General features: G+C 62.1%; 24 protein-coding genes. 10 read left to right on the forward strand and 14 right to left on the reverse strand.

The features are described 5' to 3' along the window. Positions 1–14: 14 nt before the first annotated feature. On the reverse strand, positions 15–986 hold the full coding sequence (locus RH950_RS11545) for an ABC transporter permease (protein WP_350056834.1): 972 nt from the start codon (positions 984–986) through the stop codon (positions 15–17). Positions 987–1063: 77 nt separating this feature from the next. After that, on the reverse strand, positions 1064–2704 hold the full coding sequence (locus RH950_RS11550) for an ABC transporter substrate-binding protein (RefSeq protein ID WP_350056836.1): 1641 nt from the start codon (positions 2702–2704) through the stop codon (positions 1064–1066). A 295-nt stretch (positions 2705–2999) separates the two neighbouring features. On the opposite strand from RH950_RS11550, the gene RH950_RS11555 reads away from it, so the two are divergent. From RH950_RS11555 to RH950_RS11575, 5 genes are all read left to right on the forward strand, one after another. Next, positions 3000–3707, forward strand: coding sequence for a haloacid dehalogenase type II (locus RH950_RS11555; protein WP_350056838.1), 708 nt, complete (start codon positions 3000–3002; stop codon positions 3705–3707). Between the two features lie 25 nt (positions 3708–3732). Beyond that, a complete protein-coding gene (locus tag RH950_RS11560) occupies positions 3733–5109 on the forward strand; it encodes an MmgE/PrpD family protein (RefSeq protein WP_350056840.1) in 1377 nt (458 codons plus the stop codon). A gap of 22 nt (positions 5110–5131) precedes the next feature. Continuing rightward, positions 5132–6289 (forward strand): acyl-CoA dehydrogenase family protein, encoded by a 1158-nt coding sequence (locus RH950_RS11565; protein ID WP_350056842.1) that lies wholly within the window; start codon positions 5132–5134, stop codon positions 6287–6289. 70 nt (positions 6290–6359) lie between these two features. Continuing rightward, the gene (locus tag RH950_RS11570; protein WP_350056844.1) at positions 6360–7292 is read left to right on the forward strand and encodes a GNAT family N-acetyltransferase; all 933 of its coding nucleotides are present in this window, start codon (positions 6360–6362) and stop codon (positions 7290–7292) included. Between the two features lie 107 nt (positions 7293–7399). After that, positions 7400–8272: a DMT family transporter gene (locus RH950_RS11575; protein WP_350056846.1), complete on the forward strand. Its 873-nt coding sequence runs from the start codon at positions 7400–7402 to the stop codon at positions 8270–8272. 3 nt (positions 8273–8275) lie between these two features. Here the strand turns inward: RH950_RS11575 and RH950_RS11580 are convergent, their stop codons facing one another. The 4 genes from RH950_RS11580 to gluQRS form a co-directional block, all read right to left on the reverse strand. Further along, positions 8276–9403: a 2-methylaconitate cis-trans isomerase PrpF family protein gene (locus RH950_RS11580; protein ID WP_350056848.1), complete on the reverse strand. Its 1128-nt coding sequence runs from the start codon at positions 9401–9403 to the stop codon at positions 8276–8278. A gap of 7 nt (positions 9404–9410) precedes the next feature. Beyond that, a complete protein-coding gene (locus tag RH950_RS11585) occupies positions 9411–10598 on the reverse strand; it encodes a PAS domain-containing sensor histidine kinase (protein ID WP_350056850.1) in 1188 nt (395 codons plus the stop codon). A 227-nt stretch (positions 10599–10825) separates the two neighbouring features. Beyond that, on the reverse strand, positions 10826–11683 hold the full coding sequence (locus RH950_RS11590; RefSeq protein ID WP_350056852.1) for a TauD/TfdA dioxygenase family protein: 858 nt from the start codon (positions 11681–11683) through the stop codon (positions 10826–10828). Positions 11684–11785: 102 nt separating this feature from the next. Then, complete coding sequence (gene gluQRS / locus RH950_RS11595) at positions 11786–12742, reverse strand: tRNA glutamyl-Q(34) synthetase GluQRS (RefSeq protein ID WP_350056854.1); 957 nt, start codon at positions 12740–12742, stop codon at positions 11786–11788. Between the two features lie 11 nt (positions 12743–12753). On the opposite strand from gluQRS, the gene RH950_RS11600 reads away from it, so the two are divergent. Together RH950_RS11600 and RH950_RS11605 are read left to right on the forward strand one after the other, a co-directional pair. Then, positions 12754–13407 (forward strand): alpha/beta hydrolase, encoded by a 654-nt coding sequence (locus tag RH950_RS11600; RefSeq protein WP_350056856.1) that lies wholly within the window; start codon positions 12754–12756, stop codon positions 13405–13407. Positions 13408–13646: 239 nt separating this feature from the next. After that, positions 13647–14240, forward strand: a complete 594-nt coding sequence (locus tag RH950_RS11605; protein WP_350056858.1) for an HNH endonuclease — start codon at positions 13647–13649, stop codon at positions 14238–14240. A gap of 6 nt (positions 14241–14246) precedes the next feature. Here RH950_RS11605 and chrA read toward each other — a convergent pair whose 3' ends face one another. From chrA to RH950_RS11625, 4 genes are all read right to left on the reverse strand, one after another. Then, positions 14247–15461: a chromate efflux transporter gene (chrA, locus tag RH950_RS11610; RefSeq protein ID WP_350056860.1), complete on the reverse strand. Its 1215-nt coding sequence runs from the start codon at positions 15459–15461 to the stop codon at positions 14247–14249. A 3-nt stretch (positions 15462–15464) separates the two neighbouring features. Then, positions 15465–15965: a disulfide bond formation protein B gene (locus RH950_RS11615; protein WP_350056862.1), complete on the reverse strand. Its 501-nt coding sequence runs from the start codon at positions 15963–15965 to the stop codon at positions 15465–15467. A gap of 82 nt (positions 15966–16047) precedes the next feature. Further along, positions 16048–17250 (reverse strand): MFS transporter, encoded by a 1203-nt coding sequence (locus RH950_RS11620; RefSeq protein WP_350056864.1) that lies wholly within the window; start codon positions 17248–17250, stop codon positions 16048–16050. A gap of 4 nt (positions 17251–17254) precedes the next feature. Beyond that, positions 17255–18295, reverse strand: coding sequence for a C45 family autoproteolytic acyltransferase/hydrolase (locus RH950_RS11625; RefSeq protein WP_350056866.1), 1041 nt, complete (start codon positions 18293–18295; stop codon positions 17255–17257). Between the two features lie 168 nt (positions 18296–18463). On the opposite strand from RH950_RS11625, the gene RH950_RS11630 reads away from it, so the two are divergent. Next, positions 18464–19297, forward strand: a complete 834-nt coding sequence (locus tag RH950_RS11630; protein ID WP_350056868.1) for a DUF547 domain-containing protein — start codon at positions 18464–18466, stop codon at positions 19295–19297. Positions 19298–19301: 4 nt separating this feature from the next. Here the strand turns inward: RH950_RS11630 and RH950_RS11635 are convergent, their stop codons facing one another. Genes RH950_RS11635 through RH950_RS11645 form a run of 3 tightly spaced genes read right to left on the reverse strand, consistent with a single transcriptional unit; the run spans position 19302 to position 21914 of the window. Then, complete coding sequence (locus tag RH950_RS11635) at positions 19302–20102, reverse strand: ABC transporter permease (protein WP_350056870.1); 801 nt, start codon at positions 20100–20102, stop codon at positions 19302–19304. Then, the gene (locus RH950_RS11640) at positions 20095–20862 is read right to left on the reverse strand and encodes an ABC transporter ATP-binding protein (RefSeq protein WP_350056872.1); all 768 of its coding nucleotides are present in this window, start codon (positions 20860–20862) and stop codon (positions 20095–20097) included. Before RH950_RS11640 ends, RH950_RS11635 begins: the two co-directional genes overlap by 8 nt. 29 nt (positions 20863–20891) lie before the next feature. Then, positions 20892–21914, reverse strand: a complete 1023-nt coding sequence (locus RH950_RS11645; protein WP_350056874.1) for an ABC transporter substrate-binding protein — start codon at positions 21912–21914, stop codon at positions 20892–20894. A 181-nt stretch (positions 21915–22095) separates the two neighbouring features. Between RH950_RS11645 and RH950_RS11650 the strand changes: the two genes are divergently transcribed. Together RH950_RS11650 and RH950_RS11655 are read left to right on the forward strand one after the other, a co-directional pair. Continuing rightward, positions 22096–23733, forward strand: a complete 1638-nt coding sequence (locus RH950_RS11650) for a GMC family oxidoreductase (RefSeq protein ID WP_350056876.1) — start codon at positions 22096–22098, stop codon at positions 23731–23733. 189 nt (positions 23734–23922) lie between these two features. Continuing rightward, complete coding sequence (locus RH950_RS11655) at positions 23923–24159, forward strand: ribbon-helix-helix domain-containing protein (protein ID WP_350056878.1); 237 nt, start codon at positions 23923–23925, stop codon at positions 24157–24159. Positions 24160–24184: 25 nt separating this feature from the next. On the opposite strand, the gene RH950_RS11660 is transcribed toward RH950_RS11655, so the two are convergent. Continuing rightward, positions 24185–24592 (reverse strand): VOC family protein, encoded by a 408-nt coding sequence (locus RH950_RS11660; protein ID WP_350056880.1) that lies wholly within the window; start codon positions 24590–24592, stop codon positions 24185–24187. Positions 24593–24624: the final 32 nt, after the last annotated feature.

Consider the following 24624-nt stretch of genomic DNA (forward strand, 5'->3'; position numbering starts at 1 on the left):
GTTCCGCATCTCCCTCAGCTATACCGGATACGTGGATCGAGCCACGCATAGAGCACGTCGACGATGAAATTCATCACGATGAAGATCGTGACGACCAGCATCACCAGAGCCTGGGTCAGGGTGAAATCGGACTGGGTCACGGATTCGACGAAAAGCTTGCCGATGCCGTTCAGGTTGAAGACCTGTTCGGTCACCACCAGGCCGCCCATCAGAAAGGCGAACTCCATGCCGATGATCGTGACCACGGGCAGCATGGCGTTCTTCAGCGCATGCTTGTTGATGATCACGCTTTCCACCAGTCCCTTGGCCCGGGCGGTGCGAACATAGTCCTCGCCCAGAACTTCAAGCATGGCTGACCGCGTCATACGGGTGGCGACGGCCGAGTAGCGGTAGCCTGTCGCGAGCGCCGGCCAGATCAACTGGGAAATATTGTGGATTGGGTCTTCCCAGATCGGTTTGTAGTGGATCGGTGGCATCCATGGTCGGCCCAGAAACTCCTGTGTTCCGATCAGCAGTCCGAGAATGATCAGAATGCCGAGCCAGAACGACGGCATGGCAATACCGGCGATGCTGAACCCGCGAACGAAATAATCCACAGCCGTGTTCTGCTTTGCTGCCGAGATCACGCCGAGTGGTATGGCGATGATGATCGATGTCAGGGTCGCCATGATCGCGATTTGCAGCGAAAGCTCGAAACGGATGGCGATCTCGTGTCCAACGGCGCGCCCCGTCCACATGGATGTGCCGAGATCGAACGTCAGGTACCCGCCGATATATTCCACAAACTGGATATAAATGGGCTGAGTCAGTCCGAGCCGTTCCTGGCACTGTTTGATCTGCTCCGGGTCCGCGTAGGCTCCTTCACCGCCGAACTTGATCAGGCAGATATCGCCCGGAACAAGCCTGAGGAGAAGGAATACGAGAATAGCTGCGCCGAGCAGGGTCGGGAGCAGCATGAGCAAGCGTTTGACGATGTATCCGTACATGCCTTGCCGTATTTGCCTCTAAGTGGAAAGGACGGCCGCCCCGCGCGAGGCGGGACGGCCGGGTCCGTGATCGAGGATCAGCCGCCGAGCTGGCGCTTCTTCTCGGTCTGGTCGATCCAGATATTGTCCAGAGCCTGGTTCAGATAGTGGCTCGGAGCGATTTTCCAGCCCTTCACGTAGGAACGGTACGGATTGATTTTGTACCACCAGAGCGTGATGAACTGGGAAGCCAGATCGTCAAGAACCCGCTTTTCGTACTTGCGGATGATCTCGCGCTGCTTGCCTTCGTCACCTTCGGCCAGCAACTCGTCGTACCATTTCACCAGCTGCTCGTCCTGGAAATAGGCGTAGTTGGCGCCTGCACCCGGCAGGTACTTCGAAATGTCAGCGATCGGGTTGATGATCGACTGGCAGTTGAAGTCGAGCGAGATGGTGAAGTCCTTCTTGGAGCGCAGCGTCGCGTAGAAAGGCGTGGACGGCTGCACCCACTGATCCGCCTGCACGCCGATCTTCTTCCACTGGTCGATCAGCCAGGTGCCGACAACCTTGTAGGGCTGGTCGACGCCGCGGTTATGCAGGGTGACCTTCAGGTTCTCGTGACCGGCTTCCTTCAGCAGACGCTTCGCTTCCGCCCGGTTGGCCTCGATGTCATTGCCGTAGCCTGCGAGCTGCGAAAGTTCTGCCTCGGTCGCCGCGAGCGGATGACCCGGGAAGACGATGCCGCCAACCGTCTTCACGATGGCGATCTTGGACAGGTACTGGGAGCCGCCCTTCCGATCAATGGCGAGAGACAGGGCCCGGCGGACGCGAGGATCGTCCATCGGCTTCACTTCGTGGTTCGGTGTCACGATGAGGACACAGTTCCAGTCGCTTTCCTGCACGGTGATGTCATTGCCAAGGGCTTTGACAAGGTCGTCACGGGCTTTCGGCGGGAAACCGCGGAACTCGATATCGGCCTGGCCGCCACGGATGGCCTGCAGGCGAACCGACATCTTCGGAGCCGCGATGGCGGTGAAGCCGTCAAGATAGGGCATGCCCTTGTGATGGAAGCCTTCGTATTTTTCGCCGCGCACATGGCTGCCGGGAACATACTCGGCGAATTTGAAGGCGCCGGTGCCGTTCACATTTTTCTGGTGCCATGTGTAGCCGTGCGTATCCAGGTCCTTCTTCGCATAGATGAAGTTGAACGGCATGGCGACTGACGGCAGGAAAGTGCCTGTCGGGGTCTTCAGCTTGAAAACCACCGTGTAATCGTCCGGCGTGGTGATGGATTCCACGGCCCGGAAATAAGCAACACGGTTCGAGGCGATGCCTTCCGGGGGGAACACGATCTTGTCGAAGGTCGCCTTGACGTCATGCGCGGTCAGCGGCGTGCCGTCATGGAACTTGATGTCCTTGCGGATCTTGAACGTGAACTTGGTGCCGCCGTCCGTGGCTTTCGGAACGGTGCCCTCGCACACATCGCAGACAAAGTCTGTCGGCGAGGAGGGGTTGTCCGGATTGACCCGGATCAGCACGCTGTAGAACGGGCGGATCGGATGGATCATCCCGAAGGTGGATTCGATATGAGCATCGAACGACGGAATGTTCGAGCCGACCACCAGCCGCAATTCGTCGCCGTATTGCGGCGTGTCGGCCTTAGCGGGGGCGGGCCCGAAGATGGCTGCAACTCCCAGCGCGAACGCTGTTGTGGCTGCAGAGCGCCAAAGTTTCTTCATAGACGTTACTCCTTCCCTTTAAGCGGACTTTTATTTTTTTTGGATAGGAACGGACGGCAAAACAGATTTCAATTCCTCGCCAAGCGAAGAACGGACTCATTACCGATTGGGCCGTTGTCTGACGTTCCTCCGTTCGCCTACCCTTTCGTCAGTCTGCTAACCGTTGTTTTCCGGTCTTCCAGCTGATCGAACCGAATATCATTGTCCCGGCTTTCGATTGGGGGTCAAGGAAACAGTGCAAAACGGGAGGTGCTTTTCCGGTGTACGGGAACGGGCCCAAGAAATGGAAAGTGAAATGACGATGGTTAAAGCGCTTTTTTTCGATGTTTTTGGAACCGTCGTCGACTGGCGGAACAGTATTGCTGCAGAGATAGACCGTTTTTCCGATGGGAAAGGTCTCGGGCTTGACGGTCAGTCTTTCGCCCTCGCATGGCGCCGGCGCTATGTGCCGGCCATGGCACGGATCCGCAGCGGAGAACGCGGTTTCACGGATCTGGATACCCTGCATCGGGAGAATTTGATCGAGGTCCTGGAGGAATTCGGAATCGCCAGTCTGACCGATGCTGAAATCGACCATCTCAATATGGTCTGGCATCGTCTCAATCCCTGGCCCGACAGCGTGCCGGGTCTGACCAGATTGAAGACAAAATTCATTCTGGCCACCATGTCGAACGGCAACGTCAAGCTGATGGTCGACATGGCGAAGCATGGCGGGCTGCCCTGGGACATGATTCTCGGCGCCGAGATCGCACACAGTTACAAGCCGGATCCGGAAACCTACCTCACCGGATGCCGGATGCTCCGTCTCGCGCCGGAGGAATGCATGATGGTGGCGGCCCATAACAGTGATCTTCTGGCGGCCCGGGCTCTTGGCTTGAAGACTGCCTTCATTGCGCGGCCGACGGAATACGGACCGGAACAGACAGTCGACTTCAAGGCCGAGGATGAATTTGACGTCATCGCCGAGTCGATGGAGGGCGTTGCCGACAAGCTGGGCTGCTGAACAGTCTGAAACAGGGAGGAACGGAATGGCCGACAAGAGCCCGACCGAGATATTCGGAGATTTCATTGCCGCGATGCATAGCGCACCGGTGCCCGATAGTGCGCGGCACCATGCCCGGCGCTGCATGCTGGACTGGTTCGCAGCGGCTGTCCCGGGCGGTGTTCTGCCGCCTGCCACCCTGTTGCCGGCCGCCGTGTCCGACGATCTGGACCGTGGGCGTGCCCGTCTGGTTCCGTCCGGCCGATTCGCCACGGCCCGGGCGGCAGCTTTGATCAACGGTGCCGGCTCACACACGGTCGAGTTTGACGATATCTTCCGGGATGGCCTCTATCATCCCGGAGTCGCGGTGATCCCGGCAGCGCTGGCGCTCGCCGAAGATACCGGCGCGGACGGTGATCTCTTTCTGCGCGCCGTCATCGCCGGCTACGAGGTTTCCAACAGGATCGCCGCAGCCGTCAATCCGGCGCATTATGACTACTGGCACACCACGGCGACCATCGGGTTTTTCGGCGGCACGGCGGCATCCGCCGTCCTGCTGCGTCTGACCGCATCGGAGGCGGCACACGCGCTGGCCAATGCCGGCACCATGGCCGCCGGGTTGCAGCAGGCCTTCCGGGCCGAGGCGATGAGCAAGCCGTTGCATGCCGGGCGCGCGGCGGAGGGCGGTGTGCTGGCGGCGCGGATGGCAAAGGCCGGGATCACGGGAGCGCTTGATATTCTTGACGGCGCTGCAGGGTTCGGTGCTGCCATGAGCCGGGATGTGGATTGGTCGGGCGCCGTTGCCGGGCTCGGGTCCGACTGGACCATTGAGCGGACGACCCAGAAAAATCACGCCGCGTGCGGCCATGTCCATGCGGCGGTCGATGCCGCGAGGGAAATCGTCATTGCCAATAATCTATCCGCCGAGTCCATCCGCCGGATCGAGGCAGGCTCTTATAAGAAGTCCTTGGAGATTTGCGGCAATGCCGATCCCAGGACGGCTTTTGAAGCCAAATTCTCTCTGCCTTATTGCCTTGGTGCCGTTATCGCCACCGGGGCTGTCCGGATAGCGGCCTTCACGCCGGACGCGCTGGCGAATCCGGCGATCCGTGTGCTCGCGGCGAAGGTCGAGCATACGGTCGATCCGGAGTGCGAGGCAGGATTTCCGCGGCGCCGCTCCGCCCGTGTCACGATCGAGACAGAGGATGGCAGGCAGTTCAGCCATTATGCGCGGACCCGCAAGGGGGACCCGGATGCGCCGCTGAGCGATGCGGAACTGGACGAGAAGTTCTTCGAGCTGACCGGAGATGTGCTCGGCCGTGCGGCCGGACCGCTGCGGGACGCGATCTGGCGGATCGACGATCTGGGAACTCTATCCGACCTGCCGTTTGGCGGCATGGCAACAAAATCAGCGGCGGAATAGCCGCGCCTTACAGGAGGAAGTTTTGGATTTCAATTTGAGTGAGGAGCAGCGTCTCTTCCAGGATGCCGTGCGCGGTTTCGCCGAACGTCATCTGAAAGACGGTGCGCTCGCGCGGGCCCACGAGGAGAGCTTCCCGTTCGAGGTGGCGAAGCTGATGGCGGAGCAGGGGCTGATGGGCATCACCTTCGCCGAGGCCGATGGCGGGCAGGGCGGCACGGTGATGGATGCGGTGCTGGCCATTCAGGCCGTCGCCGAGTTCTGTCCGCGCAGCGCCGATGCCATCCAGGCCGGAAATTTCGGCCCGATCCGCACCTTCGTCGAATATGCCAGCCCCGCGCACAAGGAGAAGTGGCTGGGCAAGCTTCTGGCCGGCGAGATGGCGATTTCTCTGGGCATGAGCGAGCCGGAAGCAGGTTCCGCCGCGACCGACCTTGCCACCACGGCCACGCCGGACGGGGACGGCTTTCGGGTCAATGGGACGAAAGTGTTTTCCACCCATAGTCCGGAAGCGGGAATCTTCCTGATCTATGTGCGTTTCGGCCCCGGTATCGACGGCATCGGCTCGGTCATTCTCGAGCGCGGCCAGGACGGTTTCACCATGGGCAAGCCGGTGCGCTATGTCGGCGGTGAGCACTGGTGTCAGCTCTATTTCGAGGATGTCTATGTTCCAGCGGAAAATGTGCTGCTTGGCGAGGGTGGATTCCGCAAGCAGATCTCGGCCTTCAATGTCGAGCGGATCGGCAACTCGGCGCGCGCGCTCGCCTTCGGCCGCTACGCCTTCGAGATTGCCCGTGAACATGCTTTGACACGCAAGCAGTTCGGCCGGGAACTGGCGGATTTTCAGGGCATCCAGTGGAAATTCGCGGAAGCCGCCGCCCAGATGGAAGCAGCCCAGCTCATGCTCTACAAGGTTGCGACCGAGGCGACCGACCGTTTGCCGTCCGCCTATGACACAGCCATCGCCAAGTTTCTCTGTAATGAATCCGGGTTCCGGGCCGCGAACGACGCCATGCAGGTGCTCGGCGCTCTCGGCTACACGGAGGAGAGCCTGGTTGAATATTGCTGGCGCCGGACGCGCGGCTGGCAGATCGCCGGTGGCAGCCTGGAGATGATGAAGAACCGGATCGCCGAAGGCGTGTTCGGCAAACGCTTCTCACAACGGGCACCCAGGGCAAGATGATTGCTTTTAGCATTTAGTTAGTTGCTAAAAGCAACAAATAGAGTCACCATGTTCCAAAAAAGGACGGAACATGGTGACCGATAGACATGACCCGGTGGACGCTGTCCGCCACTTCACCCGTTTCTATACCGGCAGGATCAATGTTCTCGGGGACCGTCTCCTGGAGAGCGCATTCTCGCTGCCGGAGGCCCGGGTGATTTTCGAGCTCGGCCATTGCGACGGACTGAGCGCCCGGGATCTGGCGGACATGCTCGGGCTCGATCCGGGCTATCTCAGCCGCATCCTGAATGGCCTCAAGCGCCGCGGCATCGTCACCCGGTCGGTGTCAGAGGCGGACAGGCGGCGTCATGTGCTTGCACTGACAGAGAATGGTCTCAGCGCACTCGATGACCTGCAGGCGAAATCGCGTGCCCAGGTTTCGGCCATGCTCGACCCGCTGGGGCAGGAGGCACGCCGCGATCTGGTCTCCACCCTGCGCAAGGCGGAACATCTGCTTGGCGGCGAAAGCGGGATCATGAAACCGGTGCCGGTAATCCGGCCGCACCGGGTTGGCGAACTCTCCCGGGCGCTGGCCCGGCAAGCCATTCTCTATGAACAGGAATATGGCTGGGACGGCGGTTTCGAGCTGAACCTGCTGAAGATCGGCCGCGACTTTCTTGAACGCTACAATCCGGACGACGATTGTCTCTGGATCGCGGAGGTCGATGGCCGCGTGGCCGGATCGGCGGCCGTGGTGCGCGACGGGCCGGAGACGGCCCGCCTCAGGATCGTCTATGTCGAGCCGGACGCACGCGGCCTGGGGCTCGGGCACAAGCTTGTCGGCGCCTGTCTCGATTTTGCCCGCGCCCGCGGCTATCGGGAGATGGTGCTTTCGACCTACAGCGTGCTGTCGGCGGCCCGCCGGGTCTATCAGGCGGCGGGGTTCGCGCTGTATGCCGAGGAAGCCGAGAATGTCTACGGCAAGTCTCTGACGGCGCAGCACTGGCGCCGCGATCTGGCATAGGATCAGTGCGTGGAATAGCGCTACTGCTGCCGGAGAATTTCTAGCAGAATCAGTGTTCAGGCGCGGAATGCAAGACCCGTTGCCAACCCACGCAGCGGGCTTTCCATATGTCTGAATACACACCTCTTCTCCTCGCATTGTTTGCGGCGTTCCTGTTTGCCGTCGGCGGACAGCTGCAGAATCTCGGAGTGAAAACCGTCGACTCCCGAACCGGGACCGCGATTTCGATCAGCGTCTCGGCTTTGATGTGCTGGTGTGCGGCGCCGTTTTTCATGGATTGGTCCGCCTGGTGGCACCCGGCGGTGCTGATATTCATGGCGGTCGGTATTTTCCGGCCGGCGCTTTCCGCGAATTTTTCGGTCGTCGGGATCCGCTATCTTGGTCCGACCCTGTCCTCCACCTTGTCCTCGACCTCACCGCTGTTCGGTCTTGCTCTCGGTATCCTCGTGCTCGGCGAAGTGCTGACCTGGCAGACCGCACTCGGCACTGTCGGCATTGTTCTGGCCGTTATCCTGCTGTCCCGCCGGGGCAATACCTTGGAGGTGTCCTGGCCTCTCTGGGCATTGCTCTTCCCGGTCGCGGCGGCGGCGATCCGGTCGGCGGCCCATGTCCTCTCCAAAATGGGGATGGAATACATTCCCGATCCCTACTTTGCGACGGTTGTCGGATTTTCCGTTTCGGCGCTGGTCGCGACCGGCGCCCGGTTTGTGAAGAAGGCCGATGTGCCTTTCACCTGGAACGCCTCCGGGCCGCGCTGGTTCGCGGCGGCGGGGCTGACATTCGGCAGCGCGGTCGTCTGCCTCAACCAGGCGCTGTTGATGGGAAAGGTCGTGACGGTGGTGCCGATCATCGCCGCGTCACCGATCTTCAGCATGATATTGAGCCTGGTCGTCTTCCGCCGCGAGGTGCTGACCCTGCGGATTGCCATCGCGGTGCTGGTGGTCTGTGGCTCGGTGATCCTGATTGCGCTGAACCGCTGATCGCTAGGCCGGGACTGCCACGTCGCCGCTCATCAGCAGACGGGCGGTCCTGATCACGGTGACGGAGCGAACCGCCGGTCCGTCATTCGCTGTCACGTCCGCCCCGACGGGCAGGATGCCAGACGGATTGGCAAGACGCACATCCCCGTCCGGCGCCTTTGTCAGCCCGGCCGGAATGGTTCCGGAAAGCCTGCAGGCGACACCGGCGCACATGGCCCCGGTCAGGGGCAGGACCCGGTGCACATTCTCCATCGAAAGCATGCGGACGGACAGGTCCGCCATCTCCGGATCGATCATGTTGCCGGCAAGGTCGCTGGCCGGTTCCGGTGCACCGACGATGGCGATCTTCGGCACGGCGGCCGGCGCAGTGGCTTCGTCCACGGCCAGCCCCATCATGACCGCCGCTTTGCGACGTAATTGATCGAGCAGAGCCATCAGGGCCGTGTCGGCTTCCAGCTCGGCGATGGTCTCGTTCGCGGTCCGGCCAACCGACGCCGCATCGATGAACACGCAGGGATTTCCGACATCCATCAGCGTGGCATCAATGCTGCCGCCATCATCCAGTTGAATCCGGTCTGTCAGGTTTCCGGTGGGAAGCAGATGACCCGTTCCGGCGCCGGCGGGGTCGAGAAATTCGAGCCGGATCGCCGCGCCGGTACCGGCCACACCGGGGATGGCGAATGAGCCGCTTTCCGCTGCCAGCCCGTCCTTGACGGTGAAATGGGCGACCAGGATCTTGCCGGTGTTCGTGTTGTAGATACGGACGGCGCGCTGGCCGTCGGCCAGCCGGATCAGGCCGCGCTCAAGGGCGAACGGCCCTACGGCGGACGAGAGGTTGCCGCAATTCGAGCTGTAATCCACCACGGCGTCTCCGACAGCAACCTGCCCGAAAGTGAAGTCCAGATCGGCATCGTCCCGGCGGCTCGCCGAGATCACGGCGGCTTTGGAAAGAGACGACACACCGCCGCCCATGCCGTTGAGCTGGCGGCCATAGGGATCGGGACTGCCTATGACGGACAGGAACAGGCGGTCCCAGTAAGATTGATCCGGCGGCAGGTCTGCCAGAGAGAAAAACACGCCCTTGCTGGAGCCGCCGCGCATGAAACAGGCCGGAATCCGGACGCTTGTCATGGCAAGGTTAACGCTCGTTCGCCGGAATGGCAGTATTCGGCGGGAAGGAGAGGGTAATCGTGCTGCCTTCTCCGAGGGTGCTTGCAATGTTTATGGTGCCGCCCATCGCTTCCGTGAGCCGCTTCGACACGTGCAATCCGATGCCGAGCCCGCCGGCGGTGACGTTGCGATCCGCCTCCGACCGGACATAAAGGTCGAATATGTTCTCCAGAACCGACGGCGCAATTCCGGTGCCGGTATCGGCAACCTGGATTTTCATGCCAGCAGCATCCTCGCTCAGGGCGAGGGTGATCGTGCCGCCCGCGTCCGTGAACTTGATGGCGTTGCTCAGCAGGTTGAGGACCACCTGCCGCAGCCGCTGTGGGTCGACCGGATGCGCGACGGGACCTTTCGGCAGCAAAAGGCGCAGTTTAAGTCCCTGTGTCTGGGCTTTCTGCGCAATGACAGAGCGGCACTCGTCCAGTATTTCATTGATGTTCGAGGGCTCGAGCTTGAGCCGGAGACTGTTGTCCTCGATCAGCGACAGATCAATCAGCTCATTGATCAGGTCCAGCAGGAGACGGGCAGAAACGCCGATGGTCTGGACATAGTCCGCGTATTTCACGTGCGGCAGCGGGCCGAGCGTTTCGTGCTGGATCATCTCGGAAAAACCGATAATCGCGTTCAGCGGCGTGCGCAGCTCGTGGCTCATGGTGCCGAGGAAACGGCTCTTGGCGACATTGGCTGCATCCGCTTCGTCCGCAGCTTCAGTCAGTGCTTTTTCGATTTCAACATGACGAGACGCGTCCCGCATGCTGGCGGTGAACATGGCGCCGACGGCGGTCGGCACCAGCATCATCGATAATTCCACGGGGATCAGCGCGCCGCTGCGCTTGCGGGCAAAGACCTCGCGCCGCATCGGCTGCAATGTGTCTGAAGTGTGCGACAAGTCCGACGCGCGCGACAGAAACGTCTGCCGAACCGAGCGATGTGCCGACCGGTCGGCATCGGGATAAAGCATCTCCACCGGCTGTCCGATGAGTTCGGATGCGTTGAAGCCGAGCAGCCCGCCCAGCAACCGGTTGGCACCGCGAATAATGCCTTCCGCATCGAACACGACAAGAGGATCCGGCACCGCATCGATCGGGATCGGCAAATCAGTCTGGTTAACGCCGTCCGCTGAGACCGCGAAGGGCGGGTCTGAATCTTTTTCCAAATCCCTTAGGCCCCGGAGGGTCGGATGAGGCAATGTGGTCGTTCCCGTTTAATTAATCTGAACAAAATCGGCCATGCCCTCCCCCATTTGAGCATGGTGGCCGACGGCTATTTCTTTGCCGCCACAGCACAAGACTAAGTGCAATTTTATGTTGGCGCTACATGATTTAGTGGTGGGTTTAGTGAAATTGTATCTAGTTTTGAGGTCTGTTTCCGTAAGCCATTGCTTTATTGGAACGGTCGGTCGCCAGTGAGTGTGATCCGGTGCATCAGGCGCCTATATCCATGATAGTCGTTCACCGGGTAATGCATCGCGGCGCGGTTGTCCCAGAAGGCCAGAGCTTTCTCCGACCAGCGATACCGGCAGGTGAATTCTGGCTGAATCTGGTGGTTGAACAGGAACTCCAGAATTGGCGCGCTTTCCTCCTCTGTCATGCCGTCGAACCGGACCGTATGCGCGACATTCACATACAGGGCCTTGCGTCCTGTTTCGGGATGCGTGCGAACGACGGGATGGCAGGATTCAAGCTCGTCCCCCTTAAGTCCGGCCGAGGCGTGCTTCATCATATCGGTCCGGGTCTGCTGAACCTTTCCCTTGCCTGAAATATTAATCGCCTTCAATGGGGCGAGCAGTGCCTTCATGCCGTCCGAGAGGCTCTCGTAGGCGAGATACTGGTTGGCGAAGAGCGTATCGCCACCGAAGGGCGGCAATTCCAGGGCATAGAGCATCGTGCCCATGGGCGGCTCGTCCTGATAGACCGTGTCGGAATGCCAGATACCGCCGAAATTATTGCGGTCTTCCTCCTTCTTCAGGATCGGTGTGACCTCGGGAAGGTCATCCAGGCCTTTCACGAAGGGGTAGATCATCGGCTCGCCGAACCGGCGGGCAAAGCGCAGCTGCTGCTCAGGAGTCAGCGTCTGCGCCGGCAGGAAAATCACCAGATGATCCAGCAGTGCCTTGCGCAGGGCGGCGACCGTTCCGGCGTCCAGGTCACGGGATGTGTCGACGCCGTGCACCTCCGCGCCGATGTTTCCGGCAATCGGCCTGATATCGAGCGCCGGCTCCGCCAGTCTGGATTGCGCCATGATTTTCTCCCGTGGAATTTCTTGTTTGTTACTGCAATTTAATCCCATGGACAGGCAAAGCGACAATGACGGAATCAGCGATTCCGAGGTGCCGAACCGGCTTCAGTCCGAGGACGCGCTCCGGACCATGGCGCAGACCTCGCCGGGGCTGTGTCCGGCGGCGCGCAAATCCCTGATGGCAATGGACCTGTCACGTTTTGCGAGGCGCTTGCCGTCCTTGCCGCAAAGCAACCCATGATGATGATAGTCGGGTGTGGGCAGGTCGAGCAGGGCCTGGAGCAGCCGGTGAATATGGGTCGAATCCAGCAGATCCTCGCCCCGGGTCACAAGTGTGATGCCCTGCAGCGCGTCATCGAGAGTGACCGCGAGATGATAACTGGTCGGAATATCCCGCCGGGCCAGGACCACATCTCCGAAAATCTCCGGCCGCGCCTGTTGGTCGCCGCGTTGCCGGTCGGTCCAGACCAGCGGTCCAACGCGCTCGATGGCGCGGGCCATCCTCAGCCGGAGGGCGAAAGGCGAGCCGGCATCCAGTCGTCTCTGGCGCTCGGCATCGGATAGGTATTTGTCCGTGTCCGCCGGCACAATGCGCGGCGTGCCGTGCGGCGCTGACAGGGCGTCGTTCAGTTCGCGCCGGGACAGGAAGCAGCGATATAGCAAGCCCATCTCTTCGAGCCGGTCGAGCGCGGCCCGGTAGAAATCGAAATGCTCCGACTGGCGCCGTACCGGTTCCGGCCAGGACAGGCCGAGCCAGCGAAGATCTTCCAGATTGGCCGCTTCGTGCTCCGGCTTGCATCGGGTGAGGTCGATATCCTCGATCCGTAGCAGGAATGTGCCGCCGTCGCGTTTCGCCTGATCCGCCGCGAACAGGGCCGAGTAGACATGGCCCAGATGCAGGTTGCCGGTCGGCGAGGGAGCGAAGCGGGTGACTGTTTCTGCGGACGGCAGCGGAAGCGATGCAGCGGACAGAGTGTGCCTCCAGAGCTTGGCGGGGAACGGTTCCTGATATAGGTAGCGTAGCAGGCGCGGAAGCGAAACCGGTCTGGCGCGCCGGAGCATGGGAGACGGAAATGATCGAACTTGAAGGTCCGCGCATGGCGGCGGCAAGCGGCGAGGCCCCGACGGCACTGGTGGTGTTGCTGCACGGTCTCGGCGCCGACGGCAACGATCTGATCGGCCTCGCGCCGGTCTGGGCGCCGCATCTGCCGCATGTCGAGTTCGTTTCCCCGCATGCGCCGTTCCCCTGCGACATGGCGCCGATCGGCCGGCAGTGGTTCAGTCTGCAGGTCCGGACCGAGGAGGTGATGCTCGACGGGGTCCGGCAGGCCGCGCCGATTCTGGAGAAATTTCTCGAGGCCGAGTTGAAACGCACCGGGCTCGGCTGGGACCGTCTGGCGCTGGTCGGATTTTCCCAGGGCACCATGATGTCCCTGCACCTGGCGCCCCGCTTGAAACAGCCGCCCGCAGGCGTGCTCGGCTATTCCGGTGCCCTCGTGGCTGGCGGGTTGCTGGCAGAGGAGATGGCCGGAAAGCCGCCTGTCTCGCTGATCCATGGATTGGCGGATGAGGTCGTGCCGCATGCTGCCATGCCGGCCGCCGAAACCGCCCTCAAGGCTGTCGGCATCGAGGTCGAATCCCTGTCTCGCCCCGGATTGGGACATGGCATCGACGAGGAGGGGCTGACCCGGGGGCTTGCCTTTCTGCAGCGCGTGCTACCTCAGTAGCGGCAGGCGACAAGGCTTTCCCGCGATCCGGGAAGAAGCTGGAAATTTCGCCGGTGACAAGTTCGAAAAACCGTAACAATATATTGATATCAAGCAGGTGCTCCCGGAGCACAGAACGTTGGAAACCGAGGTCGACGAGACATGAACATCGTTACACCCCACAACATATTGTGGCCGGGCTTGGCGCGCCCCCGTCAGTTTCCTAGTCGGTAATTCCTCGGCAGGTCGGAGAGAATCGCGTGAACGCCCTATCAGCAGCTCATCCTTCTCCGGCCCTTGTTCTGAACGCTGATTTCAGACCGCTCAGCTACTTTCCTCTGTCTCTCTGGTCCTGGCAGGATGTCGTCAAGGCGGTGTTTCTGGATCGGGTCAATATCCTGTCCGAGTACGATCACGTGGTGCGCTCGCCGAGTTTCGAGATGAAGCTGCCGAGCGTGATCGCGCTGAAGGAGTTCGTGCCGCAATCCCGGCGCCCGGCCTTCACCCGGTTCAACGTGTTTCTGCGGGACCGGTTCAGCTGCCAGTATTGCGACACCCGGTTCCCGACCCATGACCTGACCTTCGATCATGTGATTCCGCGGTCCCGCGGCGGCAGGACCAGTTGGGAGAATGTCGTGACCGCCTGCGGTGCCTGCAATCTGCGCAAGGGCAACAAGATGCCGACGCCAAGGGGTTTCATGCCGATCGTGAAACCGGTGCAGCCATCGACCTATCTGCTGCAGGAGAATGGCCGGGCTTTTCCACCGAACTACCTGCATGACAGCTGGCGCGATTTTCTCTACTGGGACAGCGAGCTTGAGCAGGACGAGTTCGAATCCCATACGGGCTTCTGATCCCGTCTATCCAACCAGACCCAGGAAATCTCCAAGGCCCCATCCTACCGCTGCCCCGAGCAGAACGACCAGCCAGGGCGGCAGTTTCCAGGCTGCCAGCGCCAGATAGGCCGCTGCAACCAGGGCGAAGTCGGCCGCTGAGCCGACCGCGCCGGTGAACACCGGATCATAGAGCGCCGCCAGGATGAGGCCGACGACCGCTGCATTGATGCCACGCAGCGCCGCATGCGCCTTGCTGTTGCCTCTCAGCTTTGCCCAGAAGGGAAGGGCGGCCGGGACCAGCAGGAAGCTGGAGAAGAAGATTGCCAGCAGGGCGGCCGCGGCATAGGGGATCTCGCTGCCGGACGGGGCGATCATCGCGCCGAGATAGGCGGCGAAGGTGAAGAGCGGCCCCGGCACGGCCTGGGCCATGCCGTAGCCCGCGAGAAATGCGTCATTACCGATAATGCCTGAGGGCACGACCTCCGCCTGCAGCATCGGCAGGACGATATGGCCGCCGCCGAATACCAGCGCGCCGACCCGATAGAAGATGTCGGTCAACTGGACCAGCGGATGGCCCGACTGTACGGCCAGCAGCGGCAGCCCGACAAGCAGGGCGGCGAACAGGGCGAATAGTGTCAGCGCTGTCTTTGTGCCGATCCCCGGATTCATCGGGATGCCGCTCGGGGTTTCGCCTGCCGCCTTTGGCAAGAACAGGCCGACCGCTGCTCCGGCCAGGATGACCAGTAACTGGCCGAAGGCCGGCGCGACCATCAGCATGAAGGCGGCGGCGCAGACGGCCAGGGTGGCGCGCGGGGCGTCGGGGCAGAGCGAGCGCCCCATCTGTAACGCGGCCTGCGCCACCACGGCCACGGCAACCAGTTTCAGGCCATGCAGCCAGCCCTGTCCCTCTGCCCCGCCCGCGACAGTGACGCCATAGGCGAAGGCGATCAGCAGGGCGGCCGAGGGCAGGGTGAAGCCGATCCAGGCGGCCAGCGCGCCGGGGACGCCGCCGCGCAGCAGGCCGATGGCGAAGCCGACCTGGCTGCTGGCCGGGCCCGGCAGGAACTGGCAGAGCGCCACCAGCTCCGAATAGGTCCCGTCATCGAACCATTTGCGGCGGTCGACGAATTCAGAGCGGAAATAGCCGATATGAGCGACCGGGCCGCCGAAGCTGGTGCAGCCGAGCCGCAGGAAGATCACCAGAATATCGAACCAGGAAGAGCGCGCACCCGGCGTCATGGCTCAGGCCCGCCGCGGCAGGCTGAGCGCGATGGCGGCGCAGCCTGCTGCGGCGGAGAACAGGAAATTGTACCCGGCCATGGAGATGCCGAACAGCTCCCAGGCGATGTCCGTGCAGCGCACGATCGGCTGGTTCATGAGCTGCGCCTTCAACGCTTCCAGACTGTCCGGCATCGAGGCCGCGCCGCATTCGGCGGTACCTTCCCACCAGAGCTGCTCGACACCGACATGGAACAGCCCGATCCCGGCGCTGGTGAGCAGGGCGAGCCCGCCCAGCAGGCACAGCCAGCGCGAGAGATGCGGTGTCCGGCGGACAAGGACAAGGGCGAGCAGGCCGAGGACAATCGCCGCCGCGTGCGGGTAGCGTTGATAGAGGCAGAGGACGCAGGGCGCGAGCCCGCCGATATACTGGAAGGCTAAGGCGCCGCCGAGCATGGCGGTTGAGACGATGGCCATGCCGGCCGGGACCAGCCAGGCCGGGCGGGTTTCGATAGAGGGTCTCATGGTTCCGGTCTCCATGGCCGCGTTCCCGGCAGTTCTATCGCCCTAGTGGGGGAGGTCAAGTCCCGTCGCCGCTACTGCGGGTTCAGACTGTTTTCCCGGCCCGCATTGCCGCCCGCAGATAGCAGAAGAAGCCGACGATTGCCGTGCCGACGACCACTTCCAGAGCGAAGTCGTAGCCGCCGATCTCCCAGAACAAAGAGCCGAGGAACGGGGCGGCGGCGAAGCAGGCGAGATAGGGCAGGGCCATCGCCCCCGAGATGGAGCCGAAATTGGTCTCGCCCATGATCTCCCGCGTGACGACCGGCTTCATGATGCTGGTCAGGCCGTAGCCGCTGCCCTGCAGGAAGACGAATCCGACGAGCAGGATCGGCCACGACCCGGCGCCGATGAGCAGAACGCAGGCAATGGCGACGGCGATGAAGCAGTAGCACATGACGATGAAGTTGGAGGCGAAACGCTCGACGCTCATCATCACCACCCGGCCAAGCACCTGCATCGGCCCGATCATCGACGCGGCAGCCACGGCAATCGCGGAATCAACGCCCCGTTCCTTCAGCAGGGGCAGCAGGTGATTGATGACCACCCCATGGGATATCGCCATCATGGAGAAGCCGATGGCGAGCAGCCAGAATGTCGGGCTGGCAAGGAAGGCGGATTTCTTTGGCTGTGGGGGGGCATCGCCTTTGGGGCGCGCGGTCGGGACGGGGACGTGGGTGGTCCGGGTGCGCTCCAGCTCGCGGGTGCCCAGGATCATCAGCGGCAGTGCGACGAGGCAGACGGCGGCGCCTGCAACCTGAACCGCGAGGTGCCAGTCGGCATATGCGACCAGCGCATGCGCGCTCGGGAAGGAGACTGTTCCGGCGAATCCCGCCAGCAGCGTAATCAAGGTAATGCCGCGTTTCGCGGAGACGCCGCGGGTCCGGGTGACGAGCATGAAACACGGCTCGTAGAGGCAGGCGGACATGGCCATGCCGAGGGCGCACCAGACGGCGTAGAAGACGGGTAGGCTGTCGACGAAGGAGAGCAGGGCAATCAGGATCCCGCCGATCAGCGTTCCACCGCTAAGGACAGCCGCTCCATGTCCCCGGTCGACCAGGTTGCCGACGATGGGAGAGAAGAGTGCACTCATGGCGATGGAGGCGGTAAAGGCGCCGGTCAGCTCGGTCTTGGACCAGCCGAGATCCGCTTCCCAATGCACCAGAAGCGCCGGGAAAATATAGTAGAGGCCGGCCCAGACGATGGTTTCCGCGATGGCGAGCAGGGCGATGGGGCGGTCAAGACGCATCGGATCAGCACCCTTCCGCACGGGATGTGCCGGTCATGCGGGACCTCCCCGGGCCACGGGTGTCCGGTCCGTGATGCACCGCCCATTCCATGCCGGCCGTACCGAACGAGCACGAGAAGGTCGCGAGGGTGTAGCTGTCATTTGCATCCTGCTCCGCCCGGCACAGGATCGGAAATTCCTGGACCGTGCGGTCGAACAGGATTGTCAACGCATCGCGTTCTCCGGCGAGCAGCATGGCGTCCGCCCGTGCCTGCCGTGCACGGGACGAGTCCGAGATCGTTTGCTCGATTGTCATGAGATCGGGACGGATCAGGTGATTGGTGTGCGCGTGCGGCGCGGTCACTTCCAGCGCGACCATGCCGCTTGCCGGGGCCTCGACCGACATCATCCGCCCGGTGCGGTCCGCGAAATTGTGGTGGAAACCGGAAGCGCGGTCGCGGCGTCCAACGATGCCGAGGGTCTGTTCCAGTGTCGTGGCCGAAAGCACTGCGCGGGTGATGACATGCCGTGGAATGCCGACAGTCAGGTCATGCGGGCGAATGTTGTTGATTGTCTGCACGATGCCCGACGCGTTCCAGCCGAAGGCGTGGCCCGGCAGCATGCCAGGATAGCAGTAGGCGGAGAAAGCAGGGCCGGTCTCCGGCGCGAAATGGGCGATGAAACCCTGTCCCGCCAGTTCCGGTGCGCCGTCCTCGTTATGGGCGAGGGTGGCTGGACGACCACCTTCCGGCGGCAGCATCAGGCTGGTGCAGGCATCTTCGTCGCTGCGTACCAGATCCCGGAGATCGCCCCGGCAGTTCCAGAGGAATACCTTGTCGAAAGGCTGTCCGGCGCCGTCCGCGATGCCTTCGATTTCCCGGACATGGTCGGGGAAGGCATGGCGGGCGGCGGCTTCCAGACCCTTCAGGCGCGCCGAGTCGAGCCATTGCTCCAGCGCACGGAACTGCGGCGTGGCAAAAGAGGCTTCCGCAATAGCGGAGGCAGCCTTTTGTCCGAGTCCATAGCCGAGATCGTAGGGGGAACCGCTGACGGTGATCTGATCCATTGCGATGGTCTTCTCGTTCTTATCGTTACTTAATTCTTCGCGCGGGATGCCTGACGGCGACGTGAAGGAAGGTGAGGGCGCGGGATGTTGCCGCGAGGCAATACCATACGCACATTGTCATCTGAATCCAGCGGTGCTGAAACGATTTGCTGAGCGGAGTATGCAGGGATGAGCTTTCTGACGCGGGGTGTTGCGCTGCTTGTCCTTGTGGCCGCCTGGAGCCTGCCGGCCGGCGCAGCACCGAAAGCCGCACTTTGGGATATCTGGGCGGCGCATGACCCGGCCGGCGGCATTGTTGTGGACCATGCGGGCTGGGACCGGTTCCTTCGGCAGTATGTCCAGACCGGAAGCGACGGCATAAACCGGGTTTCTTATGGGGCCGTGACGCCGGAAGACAGGGCAGGTCTCGACGGCTATATCGATATGCTCGCGGCCGTCCCCGTGCATTCTCTGTCCCGAGCCAAACAGTTTCCGTTCTGGGTCAATCTCTATAATGCGCTGACGGTCCGCGTGGTGCTGGAGCATTATCCGGTCGGCTCGATCCGGGATATCGACATATCGCCCGGCTTTTTCGCCGACGGGCCGTGGGGCAAGACGCTGGTTACGGTGGAAGGCGAAGCACTCTCGCTCGACGATATCGAGCACCGCATCCTGCGCCCCATCTGGCGCGATCCTCGTATCCATTATGCGGTGAATTGTGCCTCCCTCGGATGCCCGAATTTGATGCCATATGCGATGACGATTGAGAATGCAGAAGCTTTCCTGGAGGCGGCGGCGACTGCCTTCATCAATCATCCGCGCGGCGCCCGGATCGAGGACGGAAAGCTCTACGTCTCCAGTATTTTTGATTGGTTCGAAGCAGATTTTGGCGCTGGTGATGCCGGTGTGATCGCGCATCTGCAGGAGCATGCGAAAGGGGAACTCGCCGCAGCCCTGAAGGGGCTCAATCGGATCGAGGATGACAGCTACGACTGGCGTCTGAACGGAACGGTCTTGCCCTGACCTCTTACACCCGCCAGCGCAGCAAGGCTTTTTCCGCCCGGCCGATGATCCAGGAAACGGTGAGCCCGATGGTCGAGAGGATGGCGACGCCGGCAATGAGCTGGTCCATTGCCATCAGGCTGCCGGCCATCAGGATATAGGCGCCGACGCCGAATTCCGCGCCGATCATCTCGGCCGCAACCAGCAGCACGATGGCGATGGCGGCGGAGATCCGGAAGCCCGGCAGGATTGCGGGCAGGGCGCCCGGCAGGATGATCTTGCGGACGATGGAGACCCAGGACAGCCCGAAGGACTGGCCCATGCGGATCAGGCCCCGGTCTACATTATCCACCCCGCCATAGGTCGCGACCACGGTCGGGAAGAAGGTGCCGAACAGGATTGTCGCGACCTTCGAGCCTTCGCCGATACCGAACCAGATGATGAAAAGCGGCAGCAGGGCGATCTTCGGAATGGGGAAGATCGCGGCGACCAGCGGCACGAATCCGGCGCGGGCGAGGGAAAACAGGCCGATGGCGAAACCGACGGCGATGCCAAGAATGGTGCCCGCCGTCCAGCCGATCACCAGGCGCGAGAGCGAGGCGCCGAGATGCGTCCAGAGCAGGCCGCTGTCGAGCAGTTCCATGAAGGCCGTGGCGGCCTCGCTCGGTGCGGGCAGCACAAGCGGGTGGATGATGCCGGTCCGGCAGCCGATCTCCCAGATGGAAATCAGGGCCACCATGACGGCGAGGCCGAACAGGGCGCGCGGGCGCGGGTTGAAGCCGCCGCCCCGGAACGGAACAGGCTGGGACTGGGGAGCTTCAGGCATCGATCAGCTCCATATCTGCGGCGGCGGCCTCGTCCCGGATCAGGGACCAGAGCTGTTCCTGCTTCGACGCGAGTTCAGTCACGCGTTCGGCACGCTCGGCCAGCGGCATGTCGATGGAGACAAGCTCCCGGATGCACCCCGGACGGCGGGACAGCACGACGATCTTGTGTCCGAGTCGCACCGCTTCGTTCAGATTGTGGGTGACATAGACGGCGGTGAAGGGCGTCTTCGACCAGAGGCCGACAAGATCGTCCATCAGCAGCTCGCGGGTCTGGCTGTCCAGCGCAGAGAGTGGCTCGTCCATCAGCAGGACGGCCGGACGAACGGCAAGAGCGCGGGCGATGGCAACGCGCTGCTTCATGCCGCCGGAAAGCTGGCGCGGCAGGGCATTCTTGAAATCGGTGAGCTTGGTACGGGCCAGCACATCATCGATGATGGCCTCTGTCCTAGCCTTGCCGAGCCCGTGATCTTCCAGCACCAGAGACACGTTCCCGGCAACGCTGCGCCAGGGCAGCAGGGCGAAATCCTGAAAGATATAGGTCAGCGGATTGAGGCTATCGGCCGGCGGGGCGCCATGCTCGAGAATGGCGCCTTCGTCAGGGCGTTCCAGCCCGCCGATCAGGCGCAGCAGGGTCGACTTACCGCAGCCAGACGGGCCGACGATACAGACGATCTCGCCGGCCGGGATGTCGAGGCTGATATCGCTCAGAACCGGCATGCCGCCATAGCGGTGGCTGATGCCGTCCAGTGTCAGTTGCATGGCTGCTCGCGTGTCCGTCTGCGCCCGGCTCAGTAGGTTTCGACGAATTGCGTATCGACCAGCGTGTCGATCGTGATGTCCTTGCCGACCAGGCCCTCGCTCTGGAACCAGGCGAGCTGCTTCTTCACGTTGGTCAGGTTCAGCTTCAGGCCCGGCTGCAGCCGCATGGCGCCGTTCTTGATCGACGGCGCGGCTTTCTCGTAGGGCCGGCTGGTATAGACATATTTGTGGATCAGCGTGGTCATGTCCTCGATGGCTGCGTCGCCCTTGCTTTTGTCGACCATGACGGCGTTGAAGTCGGCGGCGCCCTTGGCATAGGCGGCAACGAACTTCTTCACCAGTTCCGGACGCTCGGCGGCGTTCTTCGCGGAGGTGAAGGCGGTGGTCACCTGATAATCGTCATAATCGCCGATCCAGCCGATGATCTTCGCCGCACCGCTGTTCGACAGCGGTTTGGCGATGTGCGGCACGATGATCATGGCATCGATCTGCGCTGACTTCAGCGCGCCGATGATGGCGCCGACCTTCTGCAGCGGCTTCAGGGAGATTTCAGAGACGGCAAAACCTTCCTTCGCCGCCACCTGGGAGGCCATGTAGTGGAAGGAGGAGCCGGTCTGGGTGATGCCGAGGCTGTGGCCCGCGAGTTTGTCCGGGCTGGTCAGGCCTGCCTCGTAAGCGGCTGTGCTGACCAGGATGGCGGAACCGTCGATGCCCTTTTCTTCCTGCAGCACGCCGCCGATCACCTTCACCGCGCCCTTGTCGGCGAGGTTGACGAGACCGCCGGTGATCGAGGTGACGCCGAAATCGACGTCGCCGGAGGCTATCGCCACGGCCATCGGCTGGGCGGCCTGGAAGAACTTGAACTCGACCTCAAGGCCCTGTTCGGTGAAAAAGCCCTTCTCGAAGGCGACGAAGCCGCCCGCATGCGAGGTGAAGCGGAGCGCGCCAACGGTGATCTTGTCGGCGGCAGCGGCCGTTCCGATGGTCCCGGCGATGACGCCGAGTGCCGTAAGGCCCGCCATCACGGCGCGGCGTGTGAAGAGATGCTTCATCTCTGATCCTCCCGAGTTTCTTATGAAGAGCAGCATAAAATCGCCAAATGACACGGGCTTTTTCTTAATCGGTTCGGCTCCACGAGGAAACCAAATTGCGCAACCGGTTCGGCTTGCGCAATGATGGGGTTAACTAACAAGTTCTCAAAAACGCTCTCCCGACCCTTGGAAACGCCTTTCAATGACCAGCTTTGATTATGTGATCGTCGGCGCCGGCTCCGCCGGTTGTGTTCTCGCGAACAGACTCAGTGCGGACCCGTCCGTCACTGTATGCCTGCTTGAGGCGGGTCCGCCGGACTATCATCCCATGATCCATATTCCGGCCGGTTTCATGAAGACGCTGGTCGATCCCTCGGTGAACTGGCTGTACGAGAGCGAGCCGAGCTACTGGACCGGCGGCCGCTCCATCGCCGCGCCGCGCGGCAAGACTCTGGGCGGCTCCAGCTCCATCAACGGGCATATCTACAATCGCGGCCAACGCCTCGATTTCGACGGCTGGGCCCAGCGCGGCAACCGGGGCTGGGGCTATGCCGACGTTCTGCCCTATTTCAAGCGGACCGAACATCGTATCGGCGCGGGCGAGGATACGTTCCGGGGCCGCGAGGGCAACATGGCGGTGACCGATATCGACTGGCAGCACCCGCTCTGCGATGCCTTCATCAAGGGCGCCGAAAGCATCGGGATTCCGCATAACAAGGATTACAATGGCAGGATCCAGGAAGGCGTGTCTTACGCCCAGCGGACGATCCACGGTGGTCGCCGGATGAGCACGGCGCGCGGCTATCTGCGTCCGGCCATGAAGCGCAAGAACCTGACCGTGCGGACCCATGCGCATGCGACGAAAATCCTGTTCGAGGGCAAGAGTGCCAAAGGTATCCGCTATTCGGAGGGCGGCCGGCACGGGATCGTGACGGAGGTCTTCGCCCGGCGCGAGGTGATCCTCTCCGGCGGCGCGGTGAACTCGCCGCAGCTGTTGCAGCTCTCCGGCGTCGGCAACCCGGAGCTTCTGCGCGGGCTCGGCATCGAGGTGCAGCATGCGCTGCCCGGTGTCGGCGAGAACCTGCGGGACCATTACGCGCCGCGTTTCACCGCCAGGGTCAAGAACTCGAGCAGCATCAACGAGCTGGCCCGCGGGCCGCGGCTCTGGGGTGAGATCTTCAAATATTTCACCGGACAGAAAAGCATCCTGGGTCTCAGCCCGACGCTGGTCTATTGCTTCTGGCATTCGAACGAGACGGCCCGGAACAGCGATCTGCAATTCACCTTCACGCCGGCGAGCTACAAGCACGGCGTGCAGTCCAAGCTGGATGATCTGCCGGGCATGACCATTGCCTCTTGGCAGCAACGGCCGGAGAGCACCGGCTATATCCGCGCCCGCAATGCCGATCCGTTCGAGGCACCGGCAATCCAGCCGAACTATCTGGCGGACGAGACCGACCGGCAGGTGCTGCTTTCGGGCATGAAACTGGCCCGGCGCCTGTTGCAGACCGAACCGCTGCAGCCCTTTTTCGATGGCGAGCTCTATCCCGGCCCCAGCGTGCAGAGCGACGATGAGCTGCTGGCGTCTGCCCGGGAGCGGGGGACCACGACTTTCCATCTGATGGGGACCTGCCGGATGGGGCCGGACAGCGATTCGACGGCGGTGGTCGATGATCAGCTGAGAGTCCGGGGAATTGAAAAACTCAGGGTTGTCGACGCATCGATCATGCCGACCATGCCGTCGGCGAACCTGAATGCCTCGACCATGATGATCGGCGAGAAAGCAGCCGATCTCATCCTTGGCATACCGGCAGCCGAGCCGGTCGCACTTCAGGATTGAAAGAATATTCCGTCGTGCGCGTCAGCGGGCGCGGCGGAATTGTGCGCATTTGATGGTTATTCGTTAAGCAAGAATTAAGAAGTTTCGTGGTTTTCTTGATTTCAGGAATCATTCGCGTTGTTGAACGCATACAACTTGTCTTAGTATTCTCGGGAATTAACTATGGCGTTGGATTTTAACCGGGGTAGCATGAGCTCTTCGAAATCACGCAAGAATGTGTATGCGGGACACCGGACCTCGATCATCCTGGAAGAGGATTTCTGGGATGCTCTCGAAGAGTGCGCGCAAGACCGTGAATTGTGCATCGATTCAATCGTAACCGACGCGGAAAAGGCCTTCCCGGACATGAGCCGGACCGCCGCTGTCCGGATGTTCCTGCTGGAACATTTCCGGACCAAGGCGGACGAGACCGACCCCTTACACTAATTCTCCCGCCTGTGCAGGCGCCGTCTCAGGCGCCGTTGTAATCCGTCAGATCTGCCTCTTCACCGGGGGCGAAGTCGATATGGATATGGTTGCCGTCATAATCGTTGATGTTGACCTGCTGGATGCCCATTTCCGGCAGCACGCCGCATCTATAGGCGGTTTTCTGGGCGCGCAGATGCGCCAGCAAGGTGTCTAGTCCTTCCGCCGAAATCGCGAAATGCTCAAGCTGCGCGTCCGGGCGGTACGGCGCGGGCGCATCGCTGACGCCGACCAGATGCACCATCGCCGCCCCGTTGGCATAGAGCCAGGCACCCGGAAACGGAAACGGCGGCCGGTCGCCGGGATGCATGTCCAGCACCCGGCCATACCATTCAATCATCGCATCCAGATTCTGCGTTCGGATGTTCACGTGATCGAGAGTCTTCAGCGCCATGGGCTTTCCTTTTTGTTCACGTTATGTTTCGA

Origin of the sequence: Nisaea sp., assembly GCF_040217065.1 — a bacterium.
Lineage (GTDB): Bacteria > Pseudomonadota > Alphaproteobacteria > Thalassobaculales > Thalassobaculaceae > Nisaea.